At 71.8% G+C, this 22847-nt stretch carries 18 protein-coding genes, 1 tRNA gene and 1 pseudogene; 10 read left to right on the forward strand and 10 right to left on the reverse strand.

Annotated features, from left to right (window positions below; translation table 11 throughout):
• Positions 1 to 33 precede the first annotated feature (33 nt).
• The 6 genes from MUK52_RS19060 (at position 34) to MUK52_RS19085 (ending at position 8638) form a co-directional block, all read left to right on the forward strand.
• Positions 34 to 1830, forward strand: coding sequence for an ABC-F family ATP-binding cassette domain-containing protein (locus MUK52_RS19060; protein ID WP_114057862.1), 1797 nt, complete (start codon positions 34 to 36; stop codon positions 1828 to 1830).
• Positions 1831 to 1986: 156 nt separating this feature from the next.
• A complete protein-coding gene (locus tag MUK52_RS19065) occupies positions 1987 to 3609 on the forward strand; it encodes an outer membrane protein assembly factor BamB family protein (RefSeq protein WP_284578510.1) in 1623 nt (540 codons plus the stop codon).
• A gap of 40 nt (positions 3610 to 3649) precedes the next feature.
• Entirely contained in the window at positions 3650 to 5437 is a 1788-nt protein-coding gene (locus MUK52_RS19070; RefSeq protein WP_114057860.1) for an outer membrane protein assembly factor BamB family protein, read from the forward strand.
• Positions 5438 to 5571: 134 nt separating this feature from the next.
• A complete protein-coding gene (locus tag MUK52_RS19075) occupies positions 5572 to 6270 on the forward strand; it encodes a response regulator transcription factor (protein ID WP_114057859.1) in 699 nt (232 codons plus the stop codon).
• Between the two features lie 71 nt (positions 6271 to 6341).
• Positions 6342 to 7304, forward strand: a complete 963-nt coding sequence (galE, locus tag MUK52_RS19080) for a UDP-glucose 4-epimerase GalE (protein WP_114057858.1) — start codon at positions 6342 to 6344, stop codon at positions 7302 to 7304.
• 563 nt (positions 7305 to 7867) lie between these two features.
• The gene (locus tag MUK52_RS19085; protein ID WP_114057857.1) at positions 7868 to 8638 is read left to right on the forward strand and encodes a response regulator transcription factor; all 771 of its coding nucleotides are present in this window, start codon (positions 7868 to 7870) and stop codon (positions 8636 to 8638) included.
• On the opposite strand, the gene MUK52_RS19090 is transcribed toward MUK52_RS19085, so the two are convergent.
• Positions 8597 to 9094, reverse strand: coding sequence for a MarR family winged helix-turn-helix transcriptional regulator (locus MUK52_RS19090; protein WP_114057856.1), 498 nt, complete (start codon positions 9092 to 9094; stop codon positions 8597 to 8599). The two genes, MUK52_RS19085 and MUK52_RS19090, sit on opposite strands and share 42 nt — an antisense overlap.
• A 175-nt stretch (positions 9095 to 9269) precedes the next feature.
• Here MUK52_RS19090 and MUK52_RS19095 point away from each other — a divergent pair, with 175 nt between their 5' ends.
• Positions 9270 to 10139, forward strand: a complete 870-nt coding sequence (locus tag MUK52_RS19095; RefSeq protein ID WP_114057855.1) for a trans-aconitate 2-methyltransferase — start codon at positions 9270 to 9272, stop codon at positions 10137 to 10139.
• A gap of 86 nt (positions 10140 to 10225) precedes the next feature.
• On the opposite strand, the gene MUK52_RS19100 is transcribed toward MUK52_RS19095, so the two are convergent.
• The gene (locus MUK52_RS19100; RefSeq protein WP_114057854.1) at positions 10226 to 10900 is read right to left on the reverse strand and encodes a TetR/AcrR family transcriptional regulator; all 675 of its coding nucleotides are present in this window, start codon (positions 10898 to 10900) and stop codon (positions 10226 to 10228) included.
• A complete protein-coding gene (locus MUK52_RS19105; protein WP_114057853.1) occupies positions 10897 to 11880 on the reverse strand; it encodes an acyl-CoA desaturase in 984 nt (327 codons plus the stop codon). Before MUK52_RS19105 ends, MUK52_RS19100 begins: the two co-directional genes overlap by 4 nt.
• Positions 11881 to 12243: 363 nt before the next feature.
• On the opposite strand from MUK52_RS19105, the gene ppc reads away from it, so the two are divergent.
• Both ppc and MUK52_RS19115 read left to right on the forward strand, forming a co-directional pair.
• Positions 12244 to 15018 (forward strand): phosphoenolpyruvate carboxylase, encoded by a 2775-nt coding sequence (gene ppc / locus MUK52_RS19110; RefSeq protein ID WP_428985464.1) that lies wholly within the window; start codon positions 12244 to 12246, stop codon positions 15016 to 15018.
• Between the two features lie 106 nt (positions 15019 to 15124).
• Positions 15125 to 15724 carry a Uma2 family endonuclease gene (locus tag MUK52_RS19115; RefSeq protein ID WP_472914389.1) on the forward strand — a complete coding sequence of 200 codons (600 nt, stop codon included), beginning with the start codon at positions 15125 to 15127 and terminating at the stop codon, positions 15722 to 15724.
• Between the two features lie 3 nt (positions 15725 to 15727).
• Here the strand turns inward: MUK52_RS19115 and pth are convergent, their stop codons facing one another.
• The 6 genes and pseudogenes from pth to MUK52_RS19145 all read right to left on the reverse strand — a co-directional run bounded on the left by pth (position 15728) and on the right by MUK52_RS19145 (position 20888).
• Positions 15728 to 16318, reverse strand: coding sequence for an aminoacyl-tRNA hydrolase (gene pth / locus MUK52_RS19120; protein WP_114057850.1), 591 nt, complete (start codon positions 16316 to 16318; stop codon positions 15728 to 15730).
• 93 nt (positions 16319 to 16411) lie between these two features.
• Positions 16412 to 16999, reverse strand: coding sequence for a 50S ribosomal protein L25/general stress protein Ctc (locus MUK52_RS19125; protein ID WP_114057849.1), 588 nt, complete (start codon positions 16997 to 16999; stop codon positions 16412 to 16414).
• A 220-nt stretch (positions 17000 to 17219) separates the two neighbouring features.
• Positions 17220 to 18197: a ribose-phosphate diphosphokinase gene (locus tag MUK52_RS19130; protein WP_114057847.1), complete on the reverse strand. Its 978-nt coding sequence runs from the start codon at positions 18195 to 18197 to the stop codon at positions 17220 to 17222.
• A 146-nt stretch (positions 18198 to 18343) separates the two neighbouring features.
• Positions 18344 to 19792, reverse strand: coding sequence for a bifunctional UDP-N-acetylglucosamine diphosphorylase/glucosamine-1-phosphate N-acetyltransferase GlmU (gene glmU / locus MUK52_RS19135; RefSeq protein ID WP_114057846.1), 1449 nt, complete (start codon positions 19790 to 19792; stop codon positions 18344 to 18346).
• Positions 19793 to 19898: 106 nt separating this feature from the next.
• Positions 19899 to 19972: transfer RNA gene (locus tag MUK52_RS19140), tRNA-Gln, on the reverse strand.
• 6 nt (positions 19973 to 19978) lie between these two features.
• Positions 19979 to 20888: pseudogene (locus tag MUK52_RS19145) on the reverse strand (hypothetical protein).
• A gap of 131 nt (positions 20889 to 21019) precedes the next feature.
• On the opposite strand from MUK52_RS19145, the gene MUK52_RS19150 reads away from it, so the two are divergent.
• Entirely contained in the window at positions 21020 to 22306 is a 1287-nt protein-coding gene (locus MUK52_RS19150; protein WP_284581731.1) for a sensor histidine kinase, read from the forward strand.
• Positions 22307 to 22327: 21 nt separating this feature from the next.
• Here the strand turns inward: MUK52_RS19150 and MUK52_RS19155 are convergent, their stop codons facing one another.
• Entirely contained in the window at positions 22328 to 22840 is a 513-nt protein-coding gene (locus tag MUK52_RS19155) for an SUKH-3 domain-containing protein (protein ID WP_114057843.1), read from the reverse strand.
• Positions 22841 to 22847 lie beyond the last annotated feature (7 nt).

Here is a 22847-nt window from a genome sequence, read left to right on the forward strand (position 1 = left end):
GCTGATCCCCATTCCTTCCCTGGAGCGCGTCTGATGGCCGTCAACTTGGTCAATGTCGAGGCAGTCGGCAAGGTGTACGGCACCCGTGCCCTGCTGGACGGCGTCTCCCTCGGCGTCTCCGAGGGGGACCGGATCGGCGTCGTGGGCCGCAACGGCGACGGCAAGACCACCCTCATCCGCATCCTGGCCCGCCTGGAGGAGCCCGACACCGGGCGCGTCACCCAGAGCGGCGGCCTGCGGATGGGCGTCCTCACCCAGCACGACTCCCTCGACCCGGCCGCGACGATCCGCCACGAGATCATCGGCGACATGGCCGACCACGAGTGGGCCGGCAACGCCAAGGTCCGCGACATCCTCACCGGCCTGTTCGGCAGCCTCGACCTGCCCGGCTTCACCCACGGCCTCGACACCGTCATCGGCCCGCTCTCCGGCGGCGAGCGCCGCCGCATCGCCCTCGCCAAGCTCCTCATCGACGAGCAGGACCTCATCGTCCTCGACGAGCCCACCAACCACCTCGACGTCGAGGGCATCTCCTGGCTCGCCGGCCACCTGCGCGAGCGCCGCTCCGCCCTGGTGTGCGTCACCCACGACCGCTGGTTCCTCGACCAGGTCTGCACCCGCATGTGGGACGTCCAGCGCGGCTCCGTCTTCGAGTACGAGGGCGGCTACAGCGACTACGTCTTCGCCCGCGCCGAGCGGGAGCGCATCGCCGCCACCGAGGAGGCCAAGCGGCAGAACCTGATGCGCAAGGAGCTGGCCTGGCTGCGCCGCGGCGCCCCCGCCCGCACCTCCAAGCCGCGCTTCCGCATCGAGGCCGCGAACGCCCTCATCGCGGACGTGCCGCCGCCGCGCGACACCTCCGAGCTGATGCGCTTCGCCAACGCCCGCCTCGGCAGGACCGTCTTCGACCTCGAGGACGTCACCGTCCAGGCCGGCCCCAAGACCCTGCTCAAGCACCTCACCTGGCACCTGGGCCCCGGCGACCGCATCGGCCTCGTCGGCGTCAACGGCGCCGGCAAGACCTCGCTGCTCCGCGCCCTGGCCGAGGCCGCCCGCACCCAGGGCGACGTCCAGCCCGCGGCCGGCACCGTCACCGTGGGCAAGACGGTCCGGCTGGCCTACCTGTCGCAGGAGGTCGGCGAGCTCGACCCGTCGCTGCGCGTCCTGGAGGCCGTCCAGCGCGTACGGGACCGCGTCGACCTCGGCAAGGGCCGGGAGATGACGGCCGGCCAGCTGTGCGAGCAGTTCGGCTTCACCAAGGAGAAGCAGTGGACGCCCGTCGGCGACCTCTCCGGCGGCGAGCGCCGCCGCCTGCAGATCCTGCGCCTGCTGATGGACGAGCCGAACGTCCTCTTCCTCGACGAGCCCACCAACGACCTGGACATCGAGACCCTGACCCAGCTGGAGGACCTCCTCGACGGCTGGCCCGGCTCGATGATCGTCATCTCCCACGACCGGTTCTTCATCGAGCGCACCACCGACACCGTGATGGCGCTGCTCGGCGACGGGGCGCTGCGCATGCTGCCGCGCGGCGTCGACGAGTACCTGGAGCGCCGGCAGCGGATGGTCGAGGCGGCCGTCCCGGCGCCCGCCCCGGCCGCCCCGAAGTCGACGTCCGCAGGCGACGCCAGGGCCGCGAAGAAGGAGCTGCAGAAGATCGAGCGGCAGCTCAACAAGATGGCCGACCGCGAGACGAACCTGCACGCGAAGATCGCCGAGAACGCCACCGACTTCGAGCAGGTGGCCAAGCTCGACGCGGAGCTGCGCGAACTGATCTCCGAGCGGGACGAGTTGGAGATGCGCTGGCTGGAGCTGGCCGAAGAGGCCTGACCCGGCCCGGCACGCGGCCGCCGAACGGCCGGATAACGGCGCTGTCACGGGCCGGTCCGCCCTTGGGAACAGGGGTGCGACCGGCCCGGTGCAGGAAACACGCCAGTGGTAGAAAGGTGATCCCCCCCGATCGCCCGACGCCGAAGGTACGCGCTGATGACCGAGCCGCCCCAGCCGCCGAACCAGCCGCCCGCGCCGTCCGGTTACAGCCACCTGCCCGGCCCGCCCCAGCCCGGCTACGGGACGCCCCCGCAGGGCGCCAACCCCTACGCCCAGCCGGCGGCGCCGCCGCTCGCGCAGCCCGGCTACGGCTACCCGCCGCCCGTCCCGCCCGCGCCCGGCGCCCCGCAAAGCCCGGGCCCCGGCGGCCCGCGCGGCCGCCGCACGGCCGTCATCGCCGCGGCCGCCGCGGCCGGCGTGCTCCTCGTCGGCGCCGGCGCGTACCTCGCGTTCGCCGGGGACGGCGGCGACGACCCCAAGCCCGCCGCGCAGAGCGCGCCCCCCGCCGCCCCGCAGCCGTCCGGCACCCCGGACAAGGGCGACGGCAGCGGCAACGGCTCCGGCGCGTCCGAGGACCTCAACGCCGGGCGCAAGCAGGGCGAGGACAAGGCCCTCTGGCTGAAGACCGTCAAGATCGACGGCCCCGGCGCGGGCGTCGACTCCGGCGGCCAGTGGGTCGTCGGCGACACCGTCGTCAAGAGCGTCTGGAAGGACCTCGTCGCCTACGGGGCTGCCGACGGCAAGGAGAAGTGGAAGCTCTCCTTCCCGACGCAGATCTGCTCCGTCACCCGCCAGACCACCGCCGACGCCAAGACCGTCGTCATGTACAAGGACGGCGAGTCCGAGAGCGCCGTCTGCAACCGGATGCGGCTCGTCGACCTCAAGACGGGCAAGGAGGGCTGGTCCAAGGAGGTGCCCAAGGAGGGCATCTTCGACATCATGACCAGCCCCACCCTCGGCATCGCCGGCGACACCGTCGCCGTCAGCCGCAGCGGCACCGCCAGCGCCTTCAGGATCAGCACCGGCGACAAGCTGTTCGGCAGCAACGGCGCCGAGGGCTGCAAGCCCGGCGCGTACGTCGCCCACCGCACCAAGATGATCGCCATCGCGACCTGCTACGACGACGACCTCACCACCGAGGTCTCCGACGCCGACCCGGTCACCGGCAAGAAGACCTGGACCTACCGGCTCCCCGCCAAGCACAAGGTGACCAGCGTCCACTCCCTCGACCCGGTCATCCTCGACGTCGGCAACGAGGAGAAGAAGGAGCGCGCCATCGTCGTCCTCGGACCCGACGGCAGGCAGCGCACCACCGTCAGCGGTGAGGGCACCTTCGAAACCGAGTGCACCAACGGCCTCTTCCGGTCCGTCGAGGTCTGCGAGACCTCCGTCGTCGACCAGAACACCCTCTACATGCCGACCTCCCCCGGAGTCGGCAAGGCCAACGAGATCGTCGCCTTCGACCTCTCCACCGGCAAGGCCAAGTGGCGCACCCCCGCCGGCGACGGCCGCACCCTGACCCCGGTCCGCGCCGAGAACGGCCAACTGATCGCCTACCGCCGCGCCACCCCCGACCAGGGCGGCGAGGTCGTCGCCTTCCCCGCCGCCGGCGGCAACCCCACCGCGCTGCTGCGCAGCCCGTCGGGCACCGCGGCACCCGTCGAGGCCGCCTTCTACAAGCCGAAGATCGACTACGTCGGCGGCCGCCTCTACCTCTCCACCGCGCTCCTGCGCGCCCAGGGCACGGACGAGAAGCTCCTGATGGTCTTCGGCAAGTGAACGTGTACCCGAGCCGCCCACCGAGAGGCAGTAGCAACCGATGAGTACCCCGCCGCCCCCCAACCAGCCGCCCGCCGGCGGCTTCGGAGCGCCGACGGACCCGCCGCCCGGAGGCTTCGGCGCACCCCCGCCGGCCCCGCCGAACATGCAGCCGCCCGTCCCGCAGCAGCAGCCGCCCGCACCGCCGGCCGCGCCGCCCGCGCCCCCGGCCGGCCCCCCGCAGCAGCCGCCGACCGCCCCGCAGCAGCCGCCGGCGCAGCCCGCGTACGGCTACCCCCAGCAGGGCTACGGCTACCCGCAGCAGGGCGCCCCCGGCGGCCCGGCCGCCCCCAACCCGTACGGCGCGCCCACGGCCCCCATGCATGCGGCCCAGCCGCTGCCGGGCACCCCGCAGGGCCCCTCGGGCAGCGAGAAGCGCACCCAGCTCATGATCGTCGGGGCGGCCGCGCTGGCCATCGTCCTCATCGTGGCCGGAGGCTTCTGGTACGCCTCCGGCAGCGCCGACGACGGCGAGCCCCAGGCCGGCCCGAGCGCGAGCACCGGCGCCGCCCCGGCCGGCACGCCCGGCTCCGAGAAGGCGCCCGCCAACCCCAAGGCCCGGGTGCTCTACAACCACCCGAGCCCGGCGCCCGAGGAGAGCACCTCCGTCAAGGGCTCCTGGCTGACCGACAGCGTGTACGCGAAGTCGGACATCGGCAAGATCGTCGGCTACAACCTCGTCGACGGCGGCAAGAAGTGGGAGCTGCCCCTCCCCGGCGAGATCTGCGGCGCCACCAAGCACGTCAGCGACAACAAGACGGCGTTCCTCTTCCGCGCGAGCCAGCCCACGCCCGAGGTCAAGTACCCGCCGTGCACCGAGGTCGGCGTCCTCGACCTCACCACCGGCAAGCTCGTCTGGTCCGGCAACGCCAAGGGCAGCGCCACCGGCGACCGGCCCGCGAACTTCGACGAGGTCACCATCAGCGGCAACACCGTCGCCGCGGGCGGCACCAGCGGCGGCGCCGCCTGGAACCTCGCCGACGGCAAGTCCCTGTGGACCCCCAAGGCCGACGCCGAGGGCTGCTACGACTCCGGCTACGCAGGCGGCGAGGCCCTCGCCGTCATCCGCAAGTGCGGCCGCCACCCGAACCAGACCCTCCAGGCCCAGACCCTGGACCCGGCCACGGGCGCGCCCACCTCCTCGTACAAGCTGTCCGAGGGCATCGAGTGGGCCTCGATCATCTCCACCAAGCCCCTCGTCGTCGCCGCCGACGTCGGCAAGACCGCCAAGAACGCCACCGGCATCAGCGACCTCTTCGTCGTCGACCCCAAGGGCGAGCTGAAGTCGCGCATCTCGCTCGCCTCCGGCAACTTCGGCGGCAAGTGCCGCAGCACCGAGGTCGAGATGTGCTCCAACATCGTCGTCGGCAACGGCAAGGTCTACCTGCCCTCGATCGAGCACCAGGGACAGGAGTCCGGCCGCACCAACGAGCTGCTCTCCTTCGAGCTGGAGACCGGCAAGCAGACCACCGACCGCTCCGACGCCGGCGAGCGCTACACCATGTACCCGCTCCGCATGGACGGGTCGAACATCATCGCCTACAAGTCCGGCCCCTACGACAAGGGCGGCCAGGTCGTCTCCATCGACGGCACGACGATGAAGCAGACCCTCCTGATGGAGACGCCCGGCGACCGGGCCGCCAAGAAGGCCGAGATCGCCTTCTCCCCGGAGTTCTCCGAGTTCCGCTACCACAACGGCAAGCTCTTCATGTCCCGCACCACCGCGCGCAAGAGCTCCATCTCGGGCGGCGACCCGGACTACCTCTTCGTCTCGTACACGGCGAGCTGACCCCCGGCCGTTCCCGCGGCCGCACGAAGCCCCCGGAAGGTCCGCCTTTCCGGGGGCTTTCGCGCGGTAACCCCCGCGCGCCGTCGAACAAGCGTGTAGCTTGCCGGGGCATAAGGGGAGGGGGCGGGAGCCCGATGGGCGTACGGGTCATGGTGGTCGACGAGCACCGGCTGCTGGCCGAGGCGCTCGCCTCGGCCCTGAAGCTGCGCGGGCACCGGGTGCTCGCGGCCGCGGCGCCGGCCTCCGGCGCGGCCGAACTCGTCATCAGCCGGGCGCCGGAGGTCTGCCTGCTGGGGACGGCCTCCCCGGCCGAGCCCGGCGTCTTCGAGCCCGTCGTCCGCATCAGGCGGGAGCGCCCGCACATCGCGGTGGTGGTGCTCGGGCCGGTGCCCAGCCCGCGCGGCATCGCCGCCGCCTTCGCCGCCGGCGCCTGCGGGTACGTACGCCAGGACGAGCGCATCGAGGGCGTCGAACGGGCCCTGGCCAAGGCACGGGCCGGCGAGGCCGCCGTCTCCCCGCAGCTGCTCCAGGGCGCGTTCGCCGAACTGCTGAACCCGGCCGTCCCGCCCGACGACGAGGGCAGCCGGCTGCTGCGGCTGCTGACCCCGCGCGAGATCGAGGTGCTGGTGCGGGTCGCGGAGGGCGAGGACACCCGGCTCATCGCCGCCGGCATGGAGATCGCCCCGAGCACCGCCCGCACCCACGTCCAGCGGGTGCTGATGAAACTCGGCGTCGGCTCACGGCTGGAGGCGGCCGCGCTCGCCGCCCGGACCGGCCTGCTGGACCGTGCGGCACTGCCCGGGCAGGGCCCCGATTTCCCCGGACGCCCGTAATCCGGTAAGCCAGAGGGCGGCAGCACGAGCACGCACCGCGCGTGCGTTCCCCCGCGAGAGGTAGTAGGCGAGTGAGTAAGTACCTGGTCACCGGCGGTGCCGGTTACGTCGGCAGCGTCGTCGCGGCCCACCTGCTGGAAGCGGGCCACGAGGTGACCGTCCTCGACGACCTCTCCACCGGCTTCCGCGAGGGCGTCCCGGCCGGCGCCGCCTTCATCGAGGGCCGCATCCAGGACGCCGCCCGGTACCTGGACCCCTCCTACGAGGCGGTGCTGCACTTCGCAGCCTCCTCCCAGGTCGGCGAGTCCGTCGCGAACCCGGGCAAGTACTGGGAGAACAACGTCGGCGGCTCCCTCGCCCTGCTCGCGGCCATGCGCGGGGCCGGTGTGCGCAAGCTCGTCTTCTCCTCGACCGCCGCCACCTACGGCGAGCCGACCGAGCCGCTGCTCACCGAGGAGTCCCCCACCAAGCCGACCAACCCCTACGGCGCCACCAAGCTCGCCGTCGACCACATGATCACCGGCGAGTGCGCGGCCCACGGCGTCGCGGCGGTCTCGCTGCGCTACTTCAACGTCGCCGGCGCCTACAAGGAGTTCGGCGAGCGCCACGACCCCGAGACCCACCTGATCCCGCTGGTGCTCCAGGTCGCCCTCGGCGAGCGGGAGGCGATCTCGGTGTTCGGCGAGGACTACCCGACCGCGGACGGCACCTGCGTGCGCGACTACATCCACGTCGCGGACCTGGCGGAGGCCCACCTCGCCGCGCTCGGCGCGGCCGTCCCCGGCGAGCACCTGATCTGCAACCTCGGCAACGGCAACGGCTTCTCGGTCCGCGAGGTCGTCGAAGCCGTCCGCAAGGTCACCGGCAAGGACATCCCGGAGGTCCTCGCGCCGCGCCGCGCCGGCGACCCGGCCGTCCTCGTCGCCTCCGCGGAGAACGCCCGCGCCCGGCTCGGCTGGACCCCGTCCCGGCCGGACCTCGCCGGAATCATCGCGGACGCCTGGGAGTTCACGCGCGGCCTGCGCGGCGCCTGACCGCCCCCGCCGCGCCTCCCGCGCCCCCGGCACCCCCTTGCGGTGCCGGGGGCGCGGCGCGTCCGGGGGTGCGGTGCGTCCGGGGGTGCGGCCGCGCGGTCCGGGCCGCGGGGAGGGCGGGTGTCGGGCGCGGGGGGAGCGCCGGTGGAGCGCGCAGGGGAGGCGGCGCGCCGTGGAGCGGCGCGGTGCGCGGGCGCCCGGCGCACGCACGCGGGGTGACATGCCCCCCGCGCACCTGCCCGTGGCACGTCCCGGGCGTACGCCGGCGGGGCCGCACTCCGGGACCGGTGAAATCCCGCCATGGCGGAACCGGTTCAAGGCGGTCGCCCCCGGAATTCGCTCGGAAAACTTCTGCTATTCGGCCAACTGCGGCCGCCCGCCCGCTCTACGCTGATGCGTGACGCCGGTGGGGGCCGGTGTTGATTCAGGGGTCGAGATGCGCCGGGTACGGCGTCCGGTCCGGGGTAATGCAGAGGTGTCTCGGCGGCGGCCGCGGCGCCGGCGGATCGCCCGGTCCCGGCGCCGTACCCGCCGTCGTCCGTTCCCCGACCCTTGGGGGTTTTGTGGTTCGCATCCGAGTTCTCGTGGTCGACGACCACCGCATCTTCGCCGAGTCGCTCGCCGCGGCACTCGCCGCCGAGCCCGACGTCGACGTGTCCGCCGCCGGCAGCGGCCCGGCCGCGCTGCGCTGCCTTGAGCGGGCCGTCGCGGAGGGGCGCCGGTTCGACGTGCTGCTGGTGGACGCCGACCTCGGCGCCGCCGCCGGCGCCGTGCCCGCCCAGCGGGAGGCGGGCGCCGCGGGGCAGCCGCCCCACGCGCCGGACGGCATCGCCCTCGTCGCCGGCGTCCGGGCCGCCCATCCGGCGGTGCGCTGCGTCGTCCTCGCCGGGCGCGACGACCCGCGCCGGGCCGCTTCCGCCCTCCAGGCGGGGGCGTCCGGCTGGGTGGCGAAGGACTGCTCGCTCTCCCGCCTGCTCGCCGTCGTACGGGGCGTGCTGCGGGAGGAGACGCACCTGCCGCCCGCCCTGCTGACGGGGGTGCTGCGGGAGCTGACCGCCGCGCGCAAGCACCGCAGCGACGGCGAGCGCCTCGTGGAGTCCCTGACGCCGCGCGAGCACGAGGTGCTGCGGTGCATGGTGGCCGGGCTGGGCCGCAAGGACGTCGCCGCCCGGCTGTTCCTGTCCCCGCACACCGTCCGCACGCACATGCAGAACGTGCTGGGCAAGCTCGGCGTGCACTCCACGCTGGCGGCCGTGGCGCTGGCCCGGCGGGCGGGGGTGCGGCCGGCGGACCTAGCCGGGGATGTTGTCGAACGGAGCGGTCAACTGGCGTAGCAGGGCCGCCAGGTCGGCGCGCTGGCCCTGCGAGAGGCGGGCCAGGATGGCCCGCTCCTGGGCCAGCAGCCCCGCGAGGGCCTCGTCGGCGCGGTCGCGGCCCTCGGGGGTGAGGCGGACCAGGACGCCGCGCCGGTCGCTGGGGTCGGGCAGGCGCTCCACGAGGCCCTTCTTGGCGAGCCGGTCGATGCGGTTCGTCATGGTGCCCGAGGTGACCAGCGTCTGGGTCAGGAGCTGGCCGGGGGAGAGCTGGTAGGGGGCTCCGGCGCGCCGCAGCGACGTGAGGACGTCGAACTCCCAGGGCTCCAGGCCGTGCTCGGAGAAGGCCAGCCTGCGGGCGCGGTCGAGGTGGCGGGCGAGCCGGCTCACGCGGCTCAGCACTTCGAGCGGTTCCACGTCGAGGTCAGGGCGCTCCCGACGCCATGCCGCGACCAGTCGGTCGACCTCGTCCTCCATGCCGATCAGTGTAAGGGGTCTGTCGATGTGAAGTCTCTTGAATGCGAGAGTCTCGGACAGGTATATCTCGATGTCATTATTCTTGATGTCAAGATATATTCCCGGGCGGTGCTGGGCATGGAGGGGGCCGAGGCGCTTCCGCTTCCGCCCGCGAACCCAGCAAGGAGGCTCGAACATGCATTCCGACGTCGACCCCGCTGCACGGATCCGCACGGCCGCCCCGCCCACCGCCCCCGGATGGGACCCCCAGCAGTACCTGCGCCACTCAGGACACCGCACCCGCCCCTTTCTCGACCTCCTGGCCCGCATACCCGCACTCCCCACCCGCCCCGGCCGCCCCGCCCGCATCGCCGACCTCGGCTGCGGCCCCGGCAACGTCACCGCCCTCCTCGCCGACCGCTGGCCCGACGCCCGCATCACCGGCTTCGACCTCTCACCCGACATGCTCCGCCGCGCCGAAGCCGACCACGCAGGCCCCACCCCCGGCGGCGGCACCCTCGACTTCCGCCGCGCCGACATCGCCGACTGGCTCCCCGACGACACCTACGACCTGATCACCTCCAACGCCGCCCTCCAATGGGTCCCCGCCCACCCCGGCTCCTTCGCCGCCTGGACCGCCGCCCTCCGCCCCGGCGGCACCTTCGCCTTCCAGGTCCCCGCCAACCACACCGCCCCCAGCCACGCCCTCCTCGCAGCCCTCTGCGACAGCCCCCGCTGGCGCGACCGCCTCGCCGGCCAGGGCTCCCGCCACACCCACGTCCTCGATCCCGCCGAATACCTCGACCGCCTCACCGAACTCGGCTGCACCACCGACACCTGGGAGACCACCTACCACCAGCTGCTGCCCGGCCCCGACCCCGTCCTCGACTGGGTCAAGGGAACCGCCCTGCGCCCCGTCCTGACCGCCTTGCGAGACGACCGCGAAGCAGCCGAGACCTTCCTCGCCGAATACCGCGACCTCCTCCGCGAGGCCTATCCCACCGGCCCCCGCGGCACCGTCTTCCCCTTCCGGCGGATCTTCGCCGTCGCCGTCAAGGAGGCCTGACCCCGCCCCCACACGACGACGCCCCGCCGCCACGGCAGTCCGCGGCAGCGGGGCGACCCGCCCGAGCCCACCGGCCCGGCCCCTCCTCAGCTCTTGCGGTGGCCGACCAGCCGCGGCTTGGACTCCAGACCGTCCAACCCGTGCCACGCCAGATTCACCAGATGCGCCGCCACCTCAGCCTTCTTCGGCTTGCGCACGTCCAGCCACCACTGCCCCGTCAGCGCGACCATCCCCACCAGCGCCTGCGCATACAGCGGCGCCAGCTTCGGATCAAACCCCCGAGCCTTGAACTCCAGACCCAGGATGTCCTCCACCTGCGTGGCGATATCGCTGATCAGCGACGCGAACGTCCCCGTCGACTGCGCCACCGGCGAATCCCGCACCAGGATCCGGAACCCGTCCGTATACGTCTCGATGTAGTCCAGCAGCGCGAAAGCCGCCTGCTCCAGCAGCTCCCGCGGATGCCCCGCGGTCAGCGCCCCCGTCACCATGTCCAGCAACTGGCGCATCTCCCGGTCCACGACGACCGCGTACAGGCCCTCCTTGCCGCCGAAGTGCTCGTACACCACCGGCTTGGACACCCCCGCCTTCGCGGCGATCTCCTCCACCGACGTGCCCTCGAAACCCTTCTCCGCGAACAGGGCCCGGCCGATGTCCAGCAGTTGCTGACGCCGCTCGGCGCCCGTCATCCGGACCCGGCGGCCCCGCCGGGGCTTGTCACTGCTGGAAATGCTGCCGTCGATCGCCACGCCCCCCATCATGCCGGGTTCGCCGCGTTTTCCCTGCGCCGGGAGTCGATACGCGCCCCGGACGGCCACCGCACGTCCGTCGCCCACCCCGCCAGCTCGAACCAGCGGATCAGCCGCGCACTGGAGTCGATCTGCCCCCGCAGCACCCCGTGCCGCGCCGACGTCGGGTCCGCGTGGTGCAGGTTGTGCCAGGACTCACCGCACGACAGGACCGCCAGCCACCACACGTTCCCCGACCGGTCCCGCGAACGGAACGGCCGCTTCCCCACCGCATGGCAGATCGAATTGATCGACCACGTCACATGGTGCAACAGCGCCACACGCACCAGCGACCCCCAGAAGAACGCCGTGAACGCCCCCCACCACGACATCGTCACCAGACCGCCCACCAGCGGCGGCAGCGCCAGCGACAACACCGTCCACCCCACGAACCCCCGCGAGATCCCCCGGATCACCGGATCCTTCACCAGATCCGGCGCGTACTTCCGCTGATCCGTCTGCTCCTCGTCGAACAGCCACCCCATGTGCGCCCAGCACAGCCCCTTCAGCAGCGCCGGCACCGACTCCCCGTACCGCCACGGCGAATGCGGGTCCCCCTCGTGGTCCGAGAACCGGTGGTGCTTGCGGTGGTCCGCCACCCACCGCACCAGCGGCCCCTCCACCGCCATCGACCCCAGCACGGCCAGGACGATCCGCAGCGGCCGCTTCGCCTTGAAGGACCCGTGCGTGAAATAGCGGTGGAAGCCGATCGTGATCCCGTGGCACGTCAGGAAGTACATGAACACCAACAGCCCCAGGTCCAGCCAGCTCACCCCCCACCCCCAGGCCAGGGGCACCGCAGCCAGCAGCGCCGCAAACGGAACGACGATGAACAACAGCAGCGCGACCTGCTCGGCGGAGCGCTTGCTCTCGCCGCCCAGCGTCGCGGACTCGGATGGGACGGAACCGGAAGGCGCCGAGACGCCTTCGACAAGATCGGGACTGGTGGTCATGGAGGCCCCTGGAGGGTGAGGAGAAGGCCCGCACCTACGGATGCGTAACCTACGGCAACGTAAGTATGGCAAAGCCGGGCCCCGCAACAAGAGGAGCCGCAGCCGACCGCGCCTACCCGCCACACCCCCCACGACACGCCCCCGCCCGACACGCCACGCCGCCCCCGCCCGCCTGATGAGACGTTTACCGAGGCACGAGGCCCGGACACCTATCCTTGTGTCGTCGGACAGCGCGGTCCGCACGGGCAGCCGAGCTGCGCACCAGGACGGCCGTACCACTCGGACGCGTCCGGGACGGTCACCCCGCGCGCACGCCGGAGCCCACCTCCCCGTAGCGCTCGACCACTGCAAGGAGCCGCACCCGTGAGCAGTGCCGACCAGGCCTCCACCGCCCCCACCCCGGGCCGGGCCCCGTCCACCTCCGTCGCCGCCGCCAACGCGGAACTCCGCGCGGACATCCGCCGCCTCGGCGACCTCCTCGGCGAAACCCTCGTCCGCCAGGAAGGCCGGGACCTCCTCGACCTCGTCGAGCGCGTCCGCGCCCTCACCCGCACCGACGGCGAGGCCGCCGCAGCCCTCCTCGGCGACACCGACCTGGAGACCGCCGCCAAGCTCGTCCGCGCCTTCTCCACCTACTTCCACCTCGCGAACATCACCGAGCAGGTCCACCGCGGCCGCGAACTGCGCGCCCACCGCGCCGCCGAAGGCGGCCTCCTCGCACGCACCGCCGACATGCTCAAGGACGCCGACCCCGACCACCTGCGCGAAACGGTCCGCAACCTCAACGTCCGCCCCGTCTTCACCGCACACCCCACCGAGGCCGCCCGCCGCAGCGTCCTCAACAAGCTCCGCCGCATCGCGACCCTCCTGGAGGAGCCCGCCGCCGGCGCCGGCGACCGCCGCCGCCAGGACCTCCGCCTCGCCGAGAACATCGACCTCGTCTGGCAGACCGACGAACTCCGCGTCGTCCGCCCCGAGCCCGCCGACGAGGCCCGCAACGCCATCTACTACCTCGACGAGCTCCACGCAGGCGCCGTCGGCGACGTCCTGGAGGACCTCGCCGCCGAACTCCAGCGCGTCGGCGTCGAACTCCCCCCCGGCACCCGCCCCCTCACCTTCGGCACCTGGATCGGCGGCGACCGCGACGGCAACCCCAACGTCACCCCCGACGTCACCCGCGACGTCCTGATCCTCCAGCACGAGCACGGCATCACCGACGCCCTGGAGCTCATCGACTACCTGCGCGGCCTGCTCTCCAACTCCATCCGCTACACCGGCGCCACCGAGGAACTCCTCTCCTCCCTCCAGGCAGACCTGGAGCGCCTCCCCGAGATCAGCCCCCGCTACAAGCGCCTCAACGCCGAAGAGCCCTACCGCCTCAAGGCCACCTGCATCCGGCAGAAGCTCCTCAACACCCGCGAGCGCCTCGCCAAGGGCACCCCCCACGAGGAAGGCCGCGACTACCTCGGCACCGCCGAACTCCTCACCGACCTCACCCTCATCCAGACCTCCCTGCGCGAGCACCGCGGCGCCCTCTTCGCCGACGGCCGCATGGACCGCACCATCCGCACCCTCGCCGCGTTCGGCCTCCAGCTCGCCACCATGGACGTCCGCGAACACGCCGACGCCCACCACCACGCCCTCGGCCAGCTCTTCGACCGCCTCGGCGAGGAGTCCTGGCGCTACGCCGACATGCCCCGCGAGTACCGGCAGAAGCTCCTCGCGAAGGAACTCCGCTCCCGCCGCCCCCTCGCCCCCACCCCCGCCCCCCTCGACGCAGCCGGCCAGAAGACCCTCGGCGTCTTCCTCGCCGTCAAGGACGCCTTCGAGAAGTTCGGACCCGAAGTCATCGAGTCCTACATCATCTCCATGTGCCAGGGCGCCGACGACGTCTTCGCCGCCGCCGTCCTCGCCCGCGAAGCCGGCCTCCTCGACCTCCACGCAGGCTGGGCCAAGATCGGCATCGTGCCGCTCCTGGAGACCACCGACGAACTCCGCGCCGCCGACGTCATCCTCGACGACATGCTCGCCGACCCCTCCTACCGCCGCCTCGTCTCCCTCCGCGGCGACGTCCAGGAGGTCATGCTCGGCTACTCCGACTCCTCCAAGTTCGGCGGCATCACCACCAGCCAGTGGGAGATCCACCGCGCCCAGCGCCGCCTCCGCGACGTCGCCCACCGCCACGGCGTACGCCTGCGCCTCTTCCACGGCCGCGGCGGCACCGTCGGCCGCGGCGGCGGCCCCTCCCACGACGCGATCCTCGCCCAGCCCTGGGGCACCCTCGAAGGCGAGATCAAGGTCACCGAACAGGGCGAGGTCATCTCCGACAAGTACCTCGTCCCCTCCCTCGCCCGCGAGAACCTCGAACTGACCGTCGCCGCCACCCTGCAGGCCTCCGCCCTGCACACCGCCCCCCGGCAGTCCGACGAGGCCCTCGCCCGCTGGGACGCCGCCATGGACATCGTCTCCGACGCCGCCCACGCCGCCTACCGCGCACTCGTCGAAGACCCCGACCTGCCCGCCTACTTCTTCGCCTCCACCCCCGTCGACCAGCTCGCCGACCTCCACCTCGGCTCCCGGCCCTCCCGCCGCCCCGACTCCGGCGCCGGCCTCGACGGCCTCCGCGCCATCCCCTGGGTCTTCGGCTGGACCCAGTCCCGCCAGATCGTCCCCGGCTGGTACGGAGTCGGCTCCGGCCTGAAGGCCCTCCGCGAGGCCGGCCAGGAAGACGCCCTCACCGAGATGGGCGAGCGCTGGCACTTCTTCCGCAACTTCCTGTCCAACGTCGAGATGACCCTCGCCAAGACGGACCTGCGGATCGCCCGCCACTACGTCGACACCCTCGTCCCCGACGACCTCAAGCACGTCTTCGACCGCATCCGCGCCGAACACGAGCTCACCGTCCGCGAGGTCCTGCGCATCACCGGCGGCGAGAAGCTCCTCGACTCCCAGCCGGTCCTCCAGCAGACCTTCGCCGTCCGCGACGCCTACCTCGACCCCATCTCCTACCTCCAGGTCTCCCTCCTGGCCCGCCAGCGCGCCGCCGCCGCCCGCGGCGAAGCCCCCGACCCGCTCCTGTCCCGGGCCCTCCTCCTCACCGTCAACGGCGTCGCCGCCGGCCTGCGCAACACCGGCTGACCCCGCACGGTCGAACGAACGGCCGATATTCGTCGCCGTCACACGATGTGATGACGCAGGCGGATATCGGCCGTTACCGTGGTGTTCCAGGGCCACACTTCCGTCCATGGGAGCAACCATGACCGCCGAGTCCGTCCACGACTGGTCGCGGCCTCCTCTGGATGGCTACACCGTGGACGATCTGTTGACGCTGCCGGACCTCCCGCGCCACACCGAGCTGATCGACGGGAGCCTGGTCTTCGTGAGTCCGCAGCGGTTCATCCACGCCGAGCTGATCGACTTCCTCGTTGCCCGGCTGCGCACGGCCGCCCCCCGGTACATGAAGGTCGCGCGCGAAATGACCGTGGTCATCGACAAGCGCAACGGACCAGAGCCGGACATCTCGATCGTGCGGCGAGAAGCGTGCACCAGCCCCCTGCAAACCCACTTCCACGCCGCGGACGTCCTGCTTGCCGTCGAGGTGGTCTCGCCCGAGTCCGAAGCCCGGGACACACAGACCAAGCTCCTCAAATACGCTGCCGCCGGCATCCCCCACTACTGGATCGTCAAGGCCGAGGGCGGCGAGGCCATCGAACCGGCCGTCTACGTTTACGAGCTGGACCCTCACACCCGCGCCTACGTCTGCCAGGGGATCCACACCAAGCCGTTCAGCGTGGACCGGCCCTTCGCCGCCGACATCGACTTCGAAGGGCTCGACGAACTGTAGCCCTCAGGAGTTATACGCGGACTGCGCCCGCTCCAACCCCTCCGTCACCAGGCACTCCACCGCATCCGCGGCCCGGTCCACGAACCAGTCCAGCTCCTTGCGCTCCGCGGAGGAGAAGTCCTTCAGCACGAAGTCCGCGACCTGCATCCGGCCCGGCGGCCGCCCGATGCCGCACCGCACCCGGTGGTAGTCGGGCCCCAGCGACTTCGTCATCGACTTCAAACCGTTGTGCCCGTTGTCACCGCCGCCCAGCTTCAACCGCAGCGTCGCGTAGTCGATGTCCAACTCGTCGTGGACCGCAACGATCCGGTCCACCGGCACCTTGTAGAAGTCCCGCAAGGCCGTCACCGGCCCACCCGACAGGTTCATGAAGGACATCGGCTTCGCCAGCACCACCCGCCGGTTCGCCGGACCCGGAGGACCGACACGCCCCTCCACCACCTGCGCCCGCGCCTTGTGCGCCTTGAACTTCCCCCGCATCCGATCGGCCAGCAGGTCCACCACCATGAACCCGACATTGTGGCGGTTGCCCGCATACTCCGCCCCGGGATTCCCGAGACCGACGATCAGCCAGGGCGCTGCGTCGTCCGACATCACTAGCTCCTCAACATGGACGACCGCCGTCCTGCTCCAGTGGAGCCGGACGGCGGTCGGGTGCGCAACCGGTGCGACGGAAAAGGGGGAGGCTCAGGCCTCCGCGCCCTCACCCTCGCCCTCGGCAGCCGGCTCCTCGGCCTGCGCCGCGAGAACCTGCAGGACGACCGCGTCGGCGTCCGTCGCCAGGGACACGCCGGACGGCAGGGCGATGTCCTTCGCCAGCACGGACGCGCCGGCCTCCAGGCCCTCGACCGACACGGTCAGCGCCTCGGGCAGGTGGGTGGCCTCGGCCTCGACCGAAACGGTGGAGAGGACGTGCTCCAGCAGGTTGCCGCCGGCGGCCAGGTCACCCTCGGCCTGGACCGGAACCTCGACCGTGACCTTCTCGCCCTTCTTCACGGCGAGGAAGTCCACGTGGTCCACGGTGCGCTTGATCGGGTCCTTCTGGACGGCCTTCGGGATGACCAGCTCGGTGCCGTCGCCCGCGATGTCCAGGGAGATCAGGACGTTCGGGGTCTTCAGCGCCATCGTCAGCGCGTGACCCTCGACCGCCACGTGCTTCGGGGCCTCGCCGTGGCCGTAGATGACCGCCGGGATCTGCTTGTTGCGGCGGGTGGCACGGGCGGCGCCCTTGCCGAAGACGGTACGGAGCTCAGCGGAAAGCTTGACCTCGGACATGTTCACTCCTCGTGGGGTGACGGAACGGACAACGGTCACCCGGCCACGAAACGGCCTGCTACGAAGAGCGCGTCGATAACGGAGCACCCGCACCGAAAAGTGCGGCCTCCCTCGCCGAGCAACTCCACGAGTCTACCCGGCACGGAGGCCGCACCCAAAAGGATCTCCCACAGGGCGCCGACCACCACGGCCGGCACCCCGGGGACCCATCCCGCTCCTGCTACTGCTGCTCCTCGAAGAGGCTCGTCACCGAACCGTCCTCGAACACCTCACGGACCGCACGCGCGATCGTCGGCGCGATCGACAGCACCGTGATCTTGTCCAGCTCCAGGTCCGACGGGTCCGGCAGCGTGTCCGTGAACACGAACTCGCTCACCTTCGAGTTCTTCAGACGGTCCGCCGCCGGCCCCGACAGGATGCCGTGCGTCGCCGTCACGATCACATCCTCCGCACCGTGCGCGAACAGCGCCTCCGCCGCCGCGCAGATCGTGCCACCCGTGTCGATCATGTCGTCGACCAGGACACACACCCGGCCCCTGACCTCACCGACCACCTCGTGAACCGTCACCTGGTTCGCGACGTCCTTGTCACGCCGCTTGTGCACGATCGCCAGCGGCGCGTCCAGACGGTCACACCAGCGGTCCGCGACACGCACACGGCCGGCATCCGGCGACACGATCGTCAGCTTCGTCCGGTCCACCTTCGCACCCACGTAGTCCGCGAGGACCGGCAGCGCCGACAAGTGGTCGACAGGGCCGTCGAAGAAGCCCTGGATCTGGTCCGTGTGCAGGTCCACCGTCAGGATGCGGTCCGCACCCGCGGTCTTCAGCAGATCCGCCACCAGACGCGCCGAGATCGGCTCACGGCCCTTGTGCTTCTTGTCCTGCCGGGCATACCCGTACGACGGAATGATCACCGTGATCGACCGGGCCGACGCGCGCTTCAGCGCGTCCAGCATGATCAACTGCTCCATGACCCACTTGTTGATCGGAGCCGTGTGGCTCTGGATCAGGAAGCAGTCCGCACCACGCGCCGACTCCTGGAAGCGGACGTAGATCTCACCGTTGGCGAAGTCGAAAGCCTTGGTCGGCACGAGCTGGACGCCCAGCTGGTGCGCAACCTCCTCGGCCAGCTCGGGGTGGGCGCGGCCGGAGAAGAGCATCAGCTTCTTCTCGCCGGTCGTCTTGATCCCGGTCACAGCACAGTCTCCTCAGACGTGTTGAAAGCTGCTCGCCCCCATGTGCGTCCGTCCCGCACACGGTGAGCCAGCCGAATTGCGTGCACCTACCACGGTACGCCGTCCCCGGCGCACCTGTTTCCGGACAGTTCACCCGGAAGGGCCGCTCAGGCCCCCGAGGACCCCTCACCGGCCGCCGACTGCGCCGCCGAGGCAGCCGCACTCCCCGGCCGCTTCCGAGCCACCCAACCCTCGATATTCCGCTGCTGGCCCCGCGCCACGGCCAACGCACCCGGCGGCACATCCTTCGTGATCACCGACCCGGCCGCCGTGTAGGCACCGTCCCCGATCGTGACGGGCGCCACAAACATGTTGTCCGAACCCGTCTTGCAATGTGAGCCCACCACCGTGTGGTGCTTGTGCTCACCGTCGTAGTTCACGAACACGCTCGCCGCACCGATGTTCGTGTACTCCCCGATCGTCGCGTCACCCACATACGACAGGTGCGGCACCTTCGTGCCCTCACCGATCGTCGCGTTCTTCATCTCCACGTACGTGCCGGCCTTCGCCTTCACACCCAGGTTCGTCCCCGGCCGCAGGTACGCGTACGGACCCACCGACGCCGACGCACCGATCACCGCCGACTCCGCCACCGTGTTGTCCACCCGCGCACCCGCGCCCACCCGCGTGTCCCGCAGCCGCGTGTTCGGACCCACCTCGGCGCCCTCACCCACATGCGTGGCACCCAGCAGCTGCGTACCCGGATGCACCAGCGCGTCCTGGCCGAAAGTCACCGACACATCGACGAACGTGCTCCCCGGATCCACCACCGTCACGCCCGCCAGCATCGCCCGCTCCAGCAGCCGCGCGTTCAGCAGCCCCCGCGCCTCCGCCAACTGCACACGGTTGTTGATCCCCAGGATCTGCCGGTGATCGCTCCCCACCGACGCACCCACCCGGTGGCCGGCCTCCCGCAGGATGCCGAGCACGTCCGTCAGGTACTCCTCGCCCTGGCTGTTGTCCGTCCGGACCTTGCCCAGCGCATCGGCGAGCAGGGCGCCGTCGAACGCGAACACCCCGGAGTTGATCTCACGGATCGCGCGCTGCGCGTCGGTCGCGTCCTTGTGCTCCACGATCGCGGTGACCGCACCGGTCTCCTGGTCGCGCACGATGCGGCCGTACCCGGTGGAGTCCGGGACCTCCGCCGTCAGGACGGTCACGGCGTTGCCGTCGGCGGCATGCGTCGCGACCAGGGCGCCGAGCGTCTCGCCCGTCAGCAGCGGAGTGTCCCCGCACACGACGACGACGGTCCCCTCGACGGACCCGCCCAGCTCCTCCAGCGCCATGCGGACCGCGTGGCCGGTGCCGTTCTGCTCGTACTGGACGGCGGTGCGGACGTCCGCGTCGATCTCGGCGAGGTGCGCCGAGACCTGCTCACGGGCGTGGCCGACGACGACCACGAGGTGCTCGGGGTCCAGCTCGCGCGCGGCGGCGACGACGTGTCCGACGAGCGACCGCCCGCAGATCTCGTGGAGGACCTTGGGAGTGGCCGACTTCATGCGGGTGCCCTCACCCGCTGCGAGTACGACGACGGCTGCCGGGCGGTTGGCGCTCACGGGTGTGCCCTTCGGCTTCGGGTGGTGGACTTCCGAAGGATACCGGGGGGCCAGACGCCGTAAACGAGGGCGGGTCCTGACCTTCCGGTCAGGACCCGAACCCGCGTGGCTCCCGGGGGAGGACTCGAACCCCCATGATCAGAACCAAAATCTGACGTATTACCCTTATACGACCCGGGATTGCCTTTATGTCCGTTTTTCGTGATCGCCTTCGGACGCAGCCCCTACTATGCCGCACCACCAGCCCTCAATGCGACGGTACAACTCGGCGCTTTGCAGAACCCGGATGGTCAGGCAGCCGTGATAGCTGTCGCCGGTGTGCTTGCGCACCGTCTTGGGGTTGTGGCGCTTCAGCGTCGTCTTCAGGAGCGCCCCGCGGCCGGCCCCGACCGGCTCTGACCAGAACTTCTCCGCCGCGGCCGTGTCGGCCGTCTCGTGGATGGTGATGCTGAAGCGCAGGTGCTCGCCCGTCACGCCCAGCAGGCGGAGCCAGACCAGGTAGACCCGCACCATGTCGGGGTCGCTGTTGATGAAGGTCACCCGTTCGCGGCGCTGGTACGCCTTGTCCTTGCTGCCCTCGGACCAGTACAGGCCGACCCCGACGAGGAACAGCTCGCGATCGGACAGCCGGCCGATGTCGGCGGCCGCCGCCAGCTTCGTCTGCTGCCGCGCCTCCTCGCGGATCTCCAGCGTCCGCTCCCAGCCCCGCCGGGCGATCTCGGACGACTCCTCCCGCGTGCGGGTCCGGTCCGGCTTCGGGAGGTCGCGGACCCAGAGGGAGATCGAGCTCTTCGAGCAGCCCAGTTCGAGCTGGATCCGGTCGTAGGTCATGCCCTGGAGGCGGAGCTCGCGGGCGCGGGCGGGCGCGGAGGTCGTCCTTGGCGTTGGGGCGGCGGGTCCAGTCGGGTGGCGGCTCGCCTTCGAGGAGGCGGGTCAGGATGTCGTTGTTGTGGACGTGGAGGCGGTCGCGGATCTGGCGTCGGCTGAGGCCCTGGCGGCGGAGGGCGACGGCCTGGTCGCGGAGGGCCTCGAAGGACGCCGTGCCGTTGCGCAGGCCGCCGGTGTCGTCGCCGCGGCCGTGTCGGGTTTGGGTCATGCGCTCACTGTCGTCCGGAATGTGGGATTCAGGTCTTGGTGGGCGGATGATTCAGTCGTACGTGCGAATACCGGTGGTTCGCGGGAATTCCCGTCGCCGGTGTGCTGGGGGCGCTGCGTAGGGTGGGGCGTATGGCCGTTTCGGGGGAAGAGCAGGGTGGGGACGGGCGGGACGGGCCCCTGTGGTGGGACCGGCGGCGGGCCGCCGTGCTGGACGTGTCGCTGGCGGGGGTGTCGGTCGCGGAGTGCGCCGCGGAGGGGGTGGTCTTCGCCCGTGACACCGGCGTGCCCGTGGTGCTCGGTGTGCTGTTCGGGGCGCTGACCGGGGCCGTCGTCGTGCTGCGGCGGCGGATGCCCATCGCGGTGGTGCTCGTCGGCATCGCGGTCACGCCGGCGGAGATGGGCTTTCTGCTCAGCCTGGTGGGGCTGTACACGCTCGCCGCCTGCGAGGTGCCGCGGCGGATCACCGCGACGCTCTCGGTGATGTCCTTCGCCGCCACCTTCGTGGTGACGTACGTGCGCACCGTCGGGGAGGAGGAGGCCGGGCGGACGCTGGTGGTGGGCCTGTCGCTGTTCATGGCGGTGGCGCTGACGGTGCCGCCGGTGCTGCTCGGCATGTACGTGGGGGCGCGGCGGCGGCTGATGGAGAGCCTGCAGGAGCGGGCGGATTCGCTGGAGCGGGAGCTGTCGCTGCTGGCGGACCGGGCGGAGGAGCGGGCGGAGTGGGCGCGTACGGAGGAGCGGACGCGTATCGCGCGGGAGATGCACGACGTGGTGGCGCACCGGGTGTCGCTGATGGTGGTGCATGCGGCGGCGGTGCAGGCGGTGGCGGTGAAGGATCCGGTGAAGGCGGCGCAGAATGCGGCGCTGGTGGGGGACATGGGTCGGCAGGCGTTGACGGAGTTGCGGGAGATGCTCGGGGTGCTGCGGACGCCGCGGCCGGAGCGGCCGGAGCGGCCGGAGCGGGTGGTGGAGCGGGTGCCGGCGCCTGTGGTGCCGGTGTCTCCGGGTGGGGAGGACGGGCCGGGGCTGGCGGGGCTTGAGGCGCTGGTGGGGCAGTCGCGGGCGGCGGGGATGGTCGTCGAGCTGGATGTGCGGGGTGCGGCGGGGGCGTATCCGGCGGTGGTGGAGCAGACGGCGTACCGGGTGGTGCAGGAGGCGCTCACGAACTGCCACAAGCATGCGCCGGGTGCGCGGGTGGTGGTGCGGCTGGGGCGTCGTGAGGGGGAGGTGGCGGTGCAGGTGGAGAACGGGCCGGGGGTGGCGGGTGCTGCTCTGCCGGGGTTGCCGAGTGGGGGGAACGGGTTGGTGGGGATGCGTGAGCGGGTGGTCGGGCTGGGCGGGGTGTTCGTGTCCGGTCCGACGGATGCGGGCGGGTTCCGGGTGTCGGCGGTGCTGCCGGGCGTGCCGCGGGGGTGAGGGGCGGCCGCCTGGTGGGTGTCAGGGGGCGCTGGTGAGGCGTGCCGGTTGGAGGCCGGTCAGGAGGAGGGTGAGGGCTTCGTCCATGCGGGGGCCGAGGTACCAGTCGCCGGTGTGGTCGATGGCGTAGACGCGGCCTTCCTGGTCGATGGCGAGGTGGGAGTCGCCGTCGGAGTCGGTGCCGAGGGGGCAGAGCTGGGTGTTGAGGGCGCGTCCGAGGTCGGCGAGGGTGCGGGCGAGGTGGAGGCCCGTGAGGGGGTCGAGCCGGACGGGGACGGGTGCTATCTGCCGGCCGGGGCCGGGTGCGGTGATGGTGAGGCCGCCGAACTCGGCCCAGGCTTCGACGGCTGCGGGGAAGACGGTGTGGCGGTGGCCGGCGGGGGTGGTGTGGTCGCGGAGGGCGTCGGCCCAGTATTCGGCCTGCTTGATGTCCCAGCGGCCCGGTTCCCAGCCGGCGGTGCGCAGTGCGTGGTCGACGGTGGTGGGGAAGCGGGTGGCGGAGGAGCGGTCGTAGGAGGCGGAGGGGGTGGTCATGGTGGTG

This window comes from Streptomyces sp. 2P-4 (assembly GCF_030167965.1).
GTDB classification, from domain to species: domain Bacteria; phylum Actinomycetota; class Actinomycetes; order Streptomycetales; family Streptomycetaceae; genus Streptomyces; species Streptomyces globosus_A.